This is a genomic window from Pseudomonas sp. PDM03 (assembly GCF_014852385.1).
Taxonomy (GTDB): Bacteria; Pseudomonadota; Gammaproteobacteria; order Pseudomonadales; family Pseudomonadaceae; genus Aquipseudomonas; species Aquipseudomonas migulae.
Genome location: NZ_JACVBM010000020.1, coordinates 25,583 through 38,362, shown reverse-complemented (window position 1 = coordinate 38,362; position 12,780 = coordinate 25,583). Strand labels below are relative to the sequence as shown.

The 12,780-nt window shown below is 59.7% G+C and carries 11 protein-coding genes; 3 read left to right on the top strand and 8 right to left on the bottom strand.

What is annotated here, in order from left to right; translation table 11 throughout:
- The first annotated feature begins 14 nt into the window (after positions 1-14).
- The 3 genes from ureG to IB254_RS23525 all read left to right on the top strand — a co-directional run bounded on the left by ureG (position 15) and on the right by IB254_RS23525 (position 2,556).
- Entirely contained in the window at positions 15-629 is a 615-nt protein-coding gene (gene ureG / locus IB254_RS23535) for an urease accessory protein UreG (RefSeq protein WP_008035409.1), read from the top strand.
- Between the two features lie 34 nt (positions 630-663).
- Positions 664-1,236, top strand: coding sequence for a HupE/UreJ family protein (locus IB254_RS23530; RefSeq protein WP_192226939.1), 573 nt, complete (start codon positions 664-666; stop codon positions 1,234-1,236).
- Between the two features lie 192 nt (positions 1,237-1,428).
- On the top strand, positions 1,429-2,556 hold the full coding sequence (locus IB254_RS23525; protein ID WP_192419688.1) for an AGE family epimerase/isomerase: 1,128 nt from the start codon (positions 1,429-1,431) through the stop codon (positions 2,554-2,556).
- 101 nt (positions 2,557-2,657) lie between these two features.
- On the opposite strand, the gene IB254_RS23520 is transcribed toward IB254_RS23525, so the two are convergent.
- From IB254_RS23520 to IB254_RS23485, 8 genes are all read right to left on the bottom strand, one after another.
- Positions 2,658-3,422 (bottom strand): SDR family oxidoreductase, encoded by a 765-nt coding sequence (locus IB254_RS23520; RefSeq protein ID WP_192419685.1) that lies wholly within the window; start codon positions 3,420-3,422, stop codon positions 2,658-2,660.
- Positions 3,423-4,263: 841 nt separating this feature from the next.
- The gene (locus tag IB254_RS23515) at positions 4,264-4,980 is read right to left on the bottom strand and encodes an ABC transporter ATP-binding protein (RefSeq protein WP_008035391.1); all 717 of its coding nucleotides are present in this window, start codon (positions 4,978-4,980) and stop codon (positions 4,264-4,266) included.
- Positions 4,977-5,852, bottom strand: a complete 876-nt coding sequence (locus IB254_RS23510) for an ABC transporter ATP-binding protein (RefSeq protein WP_192226937.1) — start codon at positions 5,850-5,852, stop codon at positions 4,977-4,979. The genes IB254_RS23515 and IB254_RS23510 overlap by 4 nt, the downstream gene beginning before the upstream one ends.
- Positions 5,849-7,132: a high-affinity branched-chain amino acid ABC transporter permease LivM gene (livM, locus tag IB254_RS23505; RefSeq protein WP_008035387.1), complete on the bottom strand. Its 1,284-nt coding sequence runs from the start codon at positions 7,130-7,132 to the stop codon at positions 5,849-5,851. Before livM ends, IB254_RS23510 begins: the two co-directional genes overlap by 4 nt.
- 3 nt (positions 7,133-7,135) lie before the next feature.
- On the bottom strand, positions 7,136-8,050 hold the full coding sequence (locus tag IB254_RS23500) for an ABC transporter permease subunit (RefSeq protein ID WP_008035385.1): 915 nt from the start codon (positions 8,048-8,050) through the stop codon (positions 7,136-7,138).
- Between the two features lie 171 nt (positions 8,051-8,221).
- Complete coding sequence (locus IB254_RS23495) at positions 8,222-9,355, bottom strand: branched-chain amino acid ABC transporter substrate-binding protein (protein WP_008035383.1); 1,134 nt, start codon at positions 9,353-9,355, stop codon at positions 8,222-8,224.
- Positions 9,356-9,719: 364 nt separating this feature from the next.
- Complete coding sequence (locus IB254_RS23490) at positions 9,720-11,003, bottom strand: NAD(P)/FAD-dependent oxidoreductase (protein WP_192419684.1); 1,284 nt, start codon at positions 11,001-11,003, stop codon at positions 9,720-9,722.
- Positions 11,004-11,122: 119 nt separating this feature from the next.
- Positions 11,123-12,613 (bottom strand): aldehyde dehydrogenase family protein, encoded by a 1,491-nt coding sequence (locus tag IB254_RS23485; RefSeq protein WP_008043154.1) that lies wholly within the window; start codon positions 12,611-12,613, stop codon positions 11,123-11,125.
- Positions 12,614-12,780: the final 167 nt, after the last annotated feature.

The window sequence follows — 12,780 nt, the reverse complement described above, 5'->3', positions numbered from 1 at the left end:
TTTTGGAGAATCACATGAACACACAACCTCTGCGCGTCGGCATCGGCGGCCCGGTCGGTTCCGGCAAAACCGCCCTGACGCTGGCCCTGTGCCTGGCGCTGCGCGAGCGCTACAACCTGGCGGTCGTGACCAACGACATCTACACCCGCGAAGACGCCGATTTTCTGGTGCGCAACCAGGCTTTGGCGCCGGAACGGATCATCGGCGTGGAAACCGGCGGCTGCCCGCACACTGCGATCCGCGAAGATGCCTCTATCAACCTCGAAGCCGTGGATCAACTGAACCGACGCTTTCCGGGGCTGGACCTGATTCTGGTGGAGTCCGGAGGCGACAACCTTTCGGCTACGTTCAGCCCGGAATTGTCCGACCTGACAATTTACGTAATCGACGTCTCGGCGGGCGACAAGCTGCCGCGCAAGGGTGGGCCGGGGATCTGCAAATCCGACCTGCTGGTGATCAACAAAGTCGACCTCGCTCCGCTGGTAGGCGCGTCGCTTTCGATGATGGACAGCGACACGAAGCGCATGCGCAACGGCAAACCGTTTGTCTTCAGCAACCAGAAAACCGGGCTGGGCCTGGAAGAAATCATCGCGTTCATCGAGCGCCAGGGCCTGCTGACCGCAGCCTGATTACGATCAAACTTATCAACAAGGAAGCTTATCCATGACACTTAAACGCATCCTGGGCGCCATGGCCCTGCTGCTGACGCCGGCCATCGCCTTCGCCCACCCCGGTCACGGCGACAATGGCTTGATCGCCGGCATCAGCCACCCGATCGGCGGCCTCGATCACTTGCTGGCGATGGTTGCCGTCGGGCTGTGGGCGGCACAGCAGAAAGGCGCTGCACGCTGGGCGCTGCCGTGCACGTTCGTTGGCACCATGCTGATCGGCGGCCTGCTCGGTTTTGAAGGGCTGAACCTGCCTGCGCTGGAAAGCGGGATTGCAGCGTCGGTACTGGCGCTGGGGCTGGCGGTGGCGCTGGCGGTACGTCCGCCACTGAGCGTGGCGGTGGGTGCGACGGCGTTATTTGCATTGTTCCATGGCGTTGCGCATGGGCTGGAATTGCCGGACATGTCGAGCCCTTGGGCGTATGCCGCGGGGTTTGTGGCGGCGACGGCGGCATTGCATGCGGCGGGTTATGCGCTGGTTCGCGTGTTGCCGCAAGCAGCGGCGCCGCTGGTTCGTCTGGCGGGTGCGGCGTCGGCGGCGACCGGTGTGTGGTTGTTGGCGGGTTGATTGGGTTTTGCCTGTGATGGCCTCTTCGCGAGCAAGCTCGGCTCCTACAGGATTTGCGTCGTTCACATTATCGCGATCCGACGCAAATCCTGTAGGAGCCGAGCTTGCTCGCGAAGGCGGCCTGACAGACACCACATCTCTCAGGCCTGATAACATGTCGCGCATTCGACCCTGCCGTGACGACGCCAGCCAATGCCTCATGCTCCCCGCTCCGCTTCCCAGCCTGAATTGACCGCTCTGTTTGCCGCGGTGCAACAGCATTTCCAGGACGTGATCGTGCCCCTCTGGCAAGGCCCCGGCTGGAATGCCGAACTGGCGCTGCCCTACGAAGCACTGGATGCCGAGCATCATCCCTTGCCACCGCAACGCTACCGGGCCATGGCCTGCGCGCGGCAGCTGTATCTGTTTTCCAGCCTGATCGGCCAGGTGCCGGGCGCGAAAGAGCGTGCGGCTGCGTTGTTCCGCTCGTTGCAGCAACATTTCCACGATGCCGAACACGGTGGCTGGTTCTACAGCATCGACCCGCAGGGCGCGCCGCTGGATCAGCGCAAAGATCTCTACACCCACGCCTTCATCCTCTTCGCCTGCGCCCATTACTGGCACAAGGTTCGCGAACCGCTGGTGGAGTCAGTGCTCAACGCGGTGCTGGAAGTGCTTGATCAGCGCTTCAGTTCGGGCGACGGCTTGTATGAAGCCTGCCTTGAGCGTGATTGGTCGTTGCTGAACACCGGGCCGCTGCAAAACCCGCTGATGCACCTCGCCGAAGCGTTTCTTGCCACGCTATCCGTGCGTGAAGACCTCGCCGTGCAGCGTGCGCTCGTCGAGTTATGCACAGCCATGCAACAACGCTTTATCGATCCGCAACACAGTGTGTTGATGGAAAAGCCGCTGGGGTCTGTGGATAACTGGTTTGAACCGGGACACCAGTTTGAATGGTATTTCCTGCTGGAGTCTTCGCCGCTGTTGCGCGGTTCGAAACTGCACGCCTCTGTGGAGCGCGCCTTTGCGTTCACCGAGCAACTGGGCGTCGATCAATCGAGTGGCGCCGTGCGCGCGATGCTCACGCTCGACGGGCATTCGAAAGATGCCACTCAACGCATCTGGGCTCAGGCTGAATACCTGCGTGCGTTGACGCTACGCCCGGACAGCGGGGCATCGGTACTGCACCAGTTGCAGGCGCTGCAACAGCGTTCTCTGCATGCGCGCGGCTGGTATGAGTGTCGTGACGAGAACGGTGAAGTGAGCCGGCAGGATATGCCGTCGACTACGCCTTATCACTTGGCGACCTGCTATGGCGGGTTGGCCGACTATCTTCGTTGACTGAAAGATCGCTATCGCCGGCAAGCCGGCTCCTACAAAGGTGAACCTGTAGGAGCCGGCTTGCTGCGGGCGGCGTTCCGACGATTGGCCGTTACGCGGTCTTACGTCTTGTTACGCTCAATCGCAAACCCGGCCCACGTCTGGCTCACCGGCATCAACTCGAGGCTGTTGATGTTGATGTGCGCCGGCGCATTGAGCACCCAGAAAATGGTCTCGGCGATGTCTTGCGGCTGGATCGCCTCGGCACCGGCGTAGGTCGCGTTGTAACGCTCCTGGTCACCGGCAAAGCGCACCAGCGAGAACTCACTCTCACACAGGCCCGGCTCGATGTTGCTGACGCGAACGCCCGTGCCTTGCAGGTCGCAGCGCAGGTTCAGGGAGAACTGTTTGACGAAGGCCTTGCTCGCGCCATACACGTGGCTGCCCGGATACGGGTAGTTGCCGGCAATGGAGCCGAGGTTGATGATGCCGGCGCCACGGCCATGGGCGATCAAACGCGGCAACAGCAAACGAGTGCTGTACATCAGGCCCTTGATGTTGGTGTCGACCATGGTGTCCCAATCATCAAGATCGCACTTCGGCGCCGGATCCACGCCGAGTGCCAGGCCAGCGTTGTTGATCAACCCGCGCAGCTTGGCGAAGGATGGTGGCAGGTTGGCAATCGCCTCCTCCATGGCCTTGCGATCACGCACGTCGAGCACCAGGCCATGGACCTCGGTCTGCTTCGACAACTCGGCGCACAAGGCATTGAGGCGCTCTTCACGACGACCTGTCAGCACCAGTTTCCAGCCAGCCTCGGCAAAACGACGGGCACAGGCTTCGCCAAAACCGGAAGTCGCGCCGGTAATAAACAGGGTGTTGGACATCGTGTTCTCCTTGCTTCGGCCGACGGGCCGCCATTGGATTAGAAAATCAGCTGGCAGCATGCCCGGCCTTGCCGACAGCGGCAACCATCAGAAAATCTGTACGAAAAACAACCAACGCGAGCAACGCCATATACACCGTGGCCTGTAGCTATGTACGCGCACGTTATCCACAGGCCGGTCCACAGTTTCCGGGGGCAAGTGAAAAAGCTGGAAGCCGCTGTGCACAAGGCTTTGCGGGCAGATCATAAAGTTTTTCGCTTGACCCTGAAGTGCTGGCTGTGTAGCCCAAGGCGTTTTGCACGATTGACCGGGTTAGCCAACGATGGCGCCAAGCCAGTAACTACGCACCTTAGCCGAGTCTTTCCAGAGTTTAACCACAGACTTATCCACAGGCTGCCATCGTGTGTTTCAGGCCACTTTCGCAACCAATAAAAAGGTTGACAACGCTGACCTCAAGCCCGGCAAAAACGCCTGATCAAAAAACAACCACATCGCTACAAGCCACGATTTCAAAGGCTCTCAGCCAGCTACTCCCACGTTATTCACAGCCAGTTCCACAGCAAACGGGGACAAGTCAAAACCGTGACAAAACAACTATTTGCAGCGGCTTTATGTCGCGCTTTGAGAGCTTGTGAATATTGTTTTCCACAATTTCCCGAAAGCACACCACAGGCACCTGTGGGAGCGAGCCTGCTCGCGATGGCGGCGGCACAGTCAGCATTGCGGTGACTGACCCACCGCCATCGCGAGCAGGCTCGCTCCCACAGGGTTTGGTGGTGTATTGGAGGCGTAAAAAAGCCCCGGCGATTGCTCGTCGGGGCTTTGGGTATTTCAACAGGACTCAATGCCCGCCGAGATAAGCGTTACGCACCTCTTCGTTCACCAGCAACTCCTTGCCGGTGCCACTGAGGCGGATCTCGCCGTTGACCATCACGTATGCCCGATCCGACAACCGCAGGGCGTGGTTGGCGTTCTGCTCGACCAGAAAGATGGTCATGCCGGTCTTGGCCAGTTCCCGCAGGGTGGCGAAGATCTGTTTCACCACAATCGGCGCAAGCCCCAGGCTCGGCTCATCGAGCAACAGCAGTTTCGGCCGGCTCATCAACGCACGGGCGATGGCGAGCATTTGCTGTTCGCCGCCGGACATGGTCATGGCCCGCTGGGTCCGCCGCTCTTCGAGACGCGGAAACAGCTCGAACATGCGTTGCATGTCTTCCTTGGCGTACTTGTCACCAATCGGGATGGTGCCCATCTGCAGGTTTTCCTCGACGGTCATGTCGGGGAACACGCGCCGGCCTTCCGGTGATTGCGCAATGCCGTTGGACGCAATGTAGTGCGACGACTTATGGGTGATGTCCACGCCCTGATAGATGATCTGCCCGTCTGCCGCGCGCGGCTGGCCGAAGATCGACATCAGCAGGGTCGACTTGCCCGCGCCGTTGGAGCCGATGAGGCTGACGGTTTCCCCTTCGTTGATGTGCATCGAGACTTTTTTCAGGGCCTGGATCGGGCCGTAAAACACGTCCAGGTCTTTGAGTTCGAGGATCGGTTTGCTCATAGCACCACCTCCTCTTCATCGGCGCCCAGATAGGCTGCAATCACTTTCGGATCGTTGCGAATCGCCTCGGGGCCACCCTCGGCGATGACGACGCCGTGGTCCAGCACCACGATGTGGTCGGAAATGCTCATAACCATGCCCATGTCGTGTTCGATCAGCACCACGGTCAGATCGTGCTCGTCGCGCAGCAGCCGGATCATCGCGCTCAGCGCTTCGGTTTCCTGAGGGTTGAGGCCCGCGGCCGGTTCGTCGAGGCAGATGATCTGCGGCCGGGTGCACATGGCCCGCGCAATCTCCAGACGACGCTGCTGGCCGTAGGACAACTCACCGGCCAGACGGTTGGCGCAATCCACCAGGTCCACCACTTCCAGCCAGTAGAAGGCGTGGTCCAGCGCATCGCTTTCAGCCTTGCGATAGCCCTTGGTGTTGAGGATGCCCGCGAGCATGCTGCGGTTGACCCACATGTGTTGGGCCACCAGCAGGTTTTCCAGCACCGACATTTCCTTGAACAGGCGAATGTTCTGGAAGGTCCGCGCCAGGCCGGCACGGTTCACCAGGTGAGTGCCGCCGAACATCTTGTAGTGGAGCCGGCTGATGAAGTTTTTCGGCGATACAAAATCAGTTGCCTTGAACGGTTCACCGAGCATTTTGATGACATCGGTGCGCTCGCCGCGCACGTTGAGTTCGATCTTGCCGCCCGAGGCCTTGTAGAACCCGGTCAGGCAGTTGAACACGGTGGTCTTGCCGGCGCCGTTGGGGCCGATCAGGGCGAAGATCGAGTTGCGCTTGACCTTCAGGCTGACATCGTTCAACGCCTTGATGCCGCCGAAGTGCATCATCAGCTTCTCGACCGAGAGTACGACTTCGCTCATGGCGCTACTCCTTTACGCGGGGTCACACCGGTACGGCTGATCCGAATCAGGCCGCGCGGTCGCCAGATCATCATCAACACCATCAGGATGCCGAACAGCAGCACGCGGTATTCCGCGAAACCACGCAGCAGTTCCGGGGCCACGGTCAGCACGAAGGCTGCGATAACCACGCCGATGGTCGAACCCATGCCGCCGAGCACCACGATGGCGAGGATCAGGGCCGATTCAAAGAAGGTGAAAGAGGTCGGGTTGACGAAGCCTTGGTAAGTGGCGAAGAACACGCCAGCGAGGCCGGCCGTCGACGCACCGATGGTGAACGCCGAAAGCTTGACCAGTACATGGTTCAAACCCATGGAACGGCAGGCGATTTCATCTTCACGCAAGGCTTCCCAGGCGCGACCGACCGGCATGCGAGTCAAGCGGTGCTTGATGTACAGCACGGCCAGCACGACCAGGAACAATACCGCGTAGATGAAGTAGTACTTCACGTCAGGGTTATAGGCGATGCCGAAAAACTCGTGGAACGGAACGCCACCGTCCTTCGCCCTTTTGCCGAACTCGAGGCCGAAGAAGGTTGGCAGGGGCGCCGGCATACCGTTCGGGCCACCGGTCAGGGTCAGCCAGTTATTGAGGATCAAGCGGATGATTTCACCGAAGCCCAGGGTCACGATCGCCAGGTAGTCACCGTGCAGGCGCAACACCGGGAAACCGAGGATGCAACCGGCCAGCCCCGCCGTGATCGCCGCCAGTGGCAGCACCGTCCAGAAACCCAGCCCCAGGTATTGATAACCGAGTGCCAACCCATAGGCGCCGATGGCGTAGAACGCCACGTAACCGAGGTCGAGCAGGCCGGCCAGGCCAACCACGATGTTCAGACCAAGCCCGAGCAGCACGTAGATCAACCCGAGGATGACCACACCCAGCAGGTAGGAGTTGGAGAAGAACGGGAACACCACGGCGATGACGATCATCAGCGGGATGATCCAGCGCAGCCGGGATTTGTAATCGGGTGCCAGTACATGAACCCCCGAACCGGTGGTTTCAAAGCCTTCAAGAATTCTCAGGCCTTTCGGCGTTTGCAGGAACAGGCTCAAGGCAAAGCGGCCGGCCATGACAATGGCGACAATCCACGCCACTCGGGTCGTTTCCAGATTGAAGCCATAGCCGTCGAGGACTATGCCGACAATCGGGCCGAACACGATGAGGGCGACAAGACCGGCAAGAATCGCGTCAACCAGGCTTCTTTTGAGATCAATGGTTTTTTTAGTGGTTGAAGACATCGCTTACACCTTCGACACAAGAGGACGGCCGAGCAGGCCTTGGGGCCGAAAGACCAGAACGAGAACGAGCAGCGAGAAGCTGAAAACGTCTTTGTAGTCCGAGTTGACCAGACCCGAGAACAGCGACTCGGAAATCCCGAGAATGATCCCGCCGAGCATCGCGCCAGGCAGCGAGCCGATCCCGCCGAGTACCGCTGCGGTGAACGCCTTGATGCCGATGACGAAGCCTGCGTAGAAGTCGAACGTGCCGTAGTTCATGGTGATCAGCACGCCGGCCAGGGCCGCCATTGCCGCACCGATGATGAACACGTAGGAAATGACGCGGTCGGTGTTGATCCCAAGGATCGAGGCCATCTTGCGGTCTTGCTGGGTGGCGCGGCACATGCGGCCGAGCTTGGTGTACTTGATGACGTAGGTCAGCAGGGCCATGCCGGCGAATGCGGCAACCAGGATGAAGATCTTGGTATAGGTGAGCTGAACGAAGCCGCTTCCGACTTCCACTCGCCATGCACCGGTCAGCAGGGTCGGTACGCCTTGTTGACGGGCGCCCTGTGCGATCTGTGCATAGTTTTGCAGGATCAGCGAAATACCGATGGCGCTGATCAGCGGTGCCAGTCGGGTGGAGTTACGCAGGGGTTTGTAGGCGACACGCTCGATGACCCAGCCATATACCGCTGTGACGATGATGGTGAAGACCAGTGTGCCAAGCATCAGCAGAGGGAAGGATTCAATACCGAAGTATGCCAGCAGAGCCAGACTGATTGCCGCGAGGTAAGCGGAAATCATGTAAACCTCGCCGTGGGCGAAGTTGATCATGCCGATGATGCCATAGACCATTGTGTAGCCGATGGCGATCAGGCCATAGACCGACCCGAGGGTCAGGCCGTTGACCAGTTGCTGCAGGAAAATACCATCCATAACGCAATCTCACGCATTTGAGAGACTGCACAGAAGCGAGGTGCGACGGACCGGGGTTCAGCCACCCGCGCAACACGGTTGTGTGCAGCTCTACGAGAAAAGACAGGTACTGCACGGACATGTTCTTCGATTGCCCGGCGCTCAAGGCGCCGGGCAGATCAACAGCTCATATCACTTCTGTTTTTCCAGTTGGTGGTATTTGCCATCCTTGTCCCACTGATAAACCACGTAGTCGGAGACTTTCAGGTCGCCCTTGGCGTCCCAGGTCTTCTCGCCCATCACGGTTTTAACCGGGTTTTTCTTCAGCCACTCGGCCGCTTTTTCGCCGCTGTTGGACTTGGCGCCGTTGAAAGCAGCCGCCAGGGTCTGAACCGAAGCGTAGGCGTACAGGGTGTAGCCTTCTGGCTCGGTGCCGGCCTTGCGGAAGGTGTCTACCACGGTTTTGCTGTCTGGCAGCAGGCGTGGGTCGGCACCGAAGGTCATGTACACGCCATCAACGTTCTGCGGGCCACCGGCGGTGGTCACGAGCTCGTCAGTAACGATGCCGTCATCGGACATGAATTTGACGTCCTTGAGGCCTTGTTCACGCAGTTGGCGAACCAGTGGACCGGCTTCCGGGTGCAGGCCGCCGAAATAGACGACATCGGCACCGGCTGCGCGGATCTTGGTTACCACGGCGCTGAAGTCTTTCTCGCCGCGGGTCAGGCCTTCGTACAGAACCGGCGTTACGCCACGTTTGGCCAGTTGAGCCTTGGTGGCATCGGCCAAACCTTGGCCGTAGGTGTCTTTGTCGTGCAGAACCACGACTTTCTTGCCCTTGAGCACGTCGACGATGTAGTCGCCGGCAACGATGCCCTGCTGGTCGTCACGACCGCACATACGGAACATGGCGCTCAGACCACGCTCGGTCACCTGTGGGTTGGTGGAACCCGGAGTGATTGCGATGATGCCTGCTTCGTCGTAGATCTCGGAGGCCGGGATGGTCGACGAGGAGCAGAAGTGACCAACCACGCCTGCCACTTTCTGGTTGGTCAGGTCCTTGGCGACCGTCACAGCCTGTTTCGGTTCGCAGGCGTCATCGCCCTTGACCAGTACGATTTTTTCCCCGTTGACGCCGCCCGACGCGTTGATTGCGTCGGCTGCTGCCTGTGCACCCTTCATGTACTGCTCGCCAAATGCTGCGTTGGCGCCTGTCATAGGACCCGCAACACCGATTTTTACGTCAGCCTGTGCAAACGCAGAAACACCCAGCGCAGCTGCCACTGCGAGGGCCAGAAAGCCTTTCTTGTAAAACGTCTGGGACATGAGGTGGTGCTCCAAGGTTTTTTTTAGTTGGCACTGCGACTTCACTGAATGCTCAGAGCAAGGGCCGTGCCATCGGTTTTTTATTCTGAAAAAAGTCGCTGCTTTATTGTTATTTTGACTGTTTCGAGCCCATTTTCATTGGGCGTGCAACCGTCTAAACCGCGGAAGGTGAAACCATTTATTTTTTAAGGCGCAACCCGCACGCGCCATCATTGCAACCGCGGCGCCAAACGACGTGCAACCAGCCTGTAACAACGTGCGTCACCGAAGTGCACACTGCTGGTGCGGTACTGCTACAACCCGCACCTTTTACAGGCTAGCCGCTGCGCCGAAAAGCGCCGCTTCCAGCAACAAATTTCAACAATCAAATCACGATCCGCAGGCACTGGCCCGCGTGATACAGCGAAAACCCCGCCTCATATAGACAGCTACGCAGCCCCACCCCCGCCAGTGGCTGCATGGGTGCGAAGGGAATCGGCAGCGCCTGAGGATTTCCGTTACACAAATAATCGGCAAAGGCTTTGCCGACGACGGTCCCCGTGGTCACGCCCCGACCGTTGTAACCGGTGACTGCCACTAAACCGGGCGCTGGTTCGAACAGGCGCATCAAATGATCGGGAGTAAATGCGATGCAACCGGTCCAGGTGCACTCCCATTCCACCTGTTTGAGGTACGGAAAATAGTGCTGCTGAACCCGGTCGGCCCAGGCCTTGAGGAACCAGGTCGGCTTCTGATTGCCATTACCCAGACTGCCGAGCAACAGGCGACCGTCTTTGTCGCGACGAATACTGCTGAGCACTTGCCGGGTGTCCCACGACCCCTGGCCACCCGGGAGAATTTGCTTCGCGGCGTCGTCAGTCAGCGGCACCGAGGCCACTTGATAGTAATAACCGGGGAAGAAATTGCGCCGCAATTCCGTCCAGTCACCTTCGGTGTAAGCGTTGGACGCAATCACGACTTGCTCGGCAAGCACCGAACCCTGCGCCGTTTGCACCGACCAGCGCTGGCCCTGACGTTCGAGCCTGGTCACGGGAGAGTGATCGAACAGCCGACCGCCAAGGCCGATAGCTGCTTTGGCCAGCCCTGTGGTGTAAGCCATCGGGTTGATCGTGCCGGCACGCTTGTCGAGCAACGCGGCGGCGATTTTCTTGGTGCCGGTTGCTTGTTCGCAAGCTTGACCGGTCAGCAGTTCCACCGGGGCGCCGCGACGTTTCCATTGCTCTTCACGACTGCGCAAATCCGCTTCGCCACGGGCGTTGTGCGCCATGTGCAACGTGCCTTCGCGGCGTAACTGGCAATCAATGTTGTATTTGTCGACCAGGCTGAACACCAGGGACGGCGCGGCACCCAGCATGCGATTGAGCTGACTGCCCACCGCCTCGCCGAACCCGGCTTCGATCTCGTCCGGTGGAATCCACATGCCGGCGTTGACCAGCCCGACGTTGCGGCCAGAACCGCCATGACCGGCACGATGAGCTTCCAGCACACACACCGTCTTGCCTTGTTCCAGCAGATGCACCGCCGCCGACAGGCCGGTGAACCCGGCACCGATGACGCAGACATCGACCGTCACTTCGCCCTTGAGCGCAGCATTGTCGGGCCTTTGCGGCGTCAGTTTTTCCCACAGACACTCTTCGCGTAACGGCATTGCCAGACTCCAACAGAAACCTAACAAACAGAAAAAGCTTCGCTGGCAAGCCAGCTCCTACAGGTTATGCGCCACGACACAGACCATGTAGGAGCTGGCTTGCCAGCGATGGGGCCCGATCAGTCGAACGTAATCCCCTGCGCCAACGGCAACTCCAGCGAGTAGTTCACGGTGTTGGTCTGGCGGCGCATGTACCCGCGCCAGGCATCGGAGCCCGACTCACGACCACCGCCGGTTTCTTTCTCGCCACCAAACGCGCCGCCGATTTCCGCGCCGCTCGGGCCGATGTTGACGTTGGCGATGCCACAGTCGCTGCCCACTGCCGACATGAACTGCTCGGCTTCACGCACGTCAGTGGTGAAGATGCACGAAGACAGGCCTTGTGGCACGGCGTTGTTCAAACGCAGGGCTTCGTCGAAGTCTTTGTAGCCGATCACATAAAGAATCGGCGCGAAGGTTTCGTGGCAGACCACGTCGCTCTGCTCCGGCATTTCAACAATGGCCGGCGAGACGTAGTAAGCGTTCGGGTATTTGTCTTCCAGCTGACGCTTGCCGCCGAAGACCCGGCCGCCCTCGCTCAGGGCCTGTTCCAGCGCATCCTGCATGTTGTCGAAGCTGTGCTTGTCGATCAGCGGGCCGATCAGGTTGCCTTCCAGCGGGTTGCCGATACGCACTTTCGAGTACGCGGCTTTCAGGCGGGTGACGATTTCTTCTTTCACCGATTCGTGAGCGATCAGGCGACGCAACGTGGTGCAACGCTGACCGGCAGTGCCGACGGCGCTGAACAGGATGGCGCGAACGGCCATGTCCAGGTCTGCGCTTGGGCCGAGGATCATGGCGTTGTTGCCGCCCAGTTCAAGAATGCTGCGGGCGAAACGTGCGGCGATTTTCGGTGCCACTTCGCGGCCCATGCGGGTGCTGCCGGTGGCGCTGATCAGCGCGACACGCGGGTCATCGACCAGTGCTTCGCCGGCATCGCGACCGCCAATGATCACCTGGCTCAGGTGCGCAGGTGCGTCGCTGAAGTTTTTCAGTACGCGGTCGAACAGCGCCTGGCAGGCCAGTGCGGTCAGCGGGGTTTTCTCCGACGGTTTCCAGATCACCGGGTTGCCGCAGACCAGCGCCAGCGTGGTGTTCCAGGCCCAGACCGCGACCGGGAAGTTGAACGCACTGATCACGCCCACAACGCCCAGCGGGTGCCAGGTTTCGCGCATGTGGTGGCCAGGACGCTCGGAGGCGATGGTCAAGCCGTACAGCTGACGGGACAGACCGACGGCGAAGTCGCAGATGTCGATCATCTCCTGAACTTCACCCAGGCCTTCCTGAGTGATCTTGCCCGCTTCCCAGGACACCAGCTCGCCGAGGTCGGCCTTGTATTCGCGCAGGATGTCGCCCAGTTGACGCACCAATTCGCCACGGCGCGGGGCCGGGACTTTGCGCCACAATTCGAACGCATGATCTGCGCGACTGATGTGCTGCTCGACTTCAGCGGCGCCTTCCCAGTTCACAGAGGCGATCTTGCTGCCATCGATCGGCGAATGCACCGGCACTTTGCCGTTCTGGTACAGGGCCGGGTTCACACCAAGACGATCAAGCAATGCGGCAACCATGGGTCACTCCTCGAGCTAAAACAGAAAACGTGCAGCCGGAATATCACGGCTGATCAGACCTGTAGTTTTAGCTCGCCGGAGGTTACCCAACAAACGACCTTTAAGAGAGATATCATTCCGTTTATTCATGCTGCGAATTGCTGGTCAGCAAGAAACAAGAAAAAAGG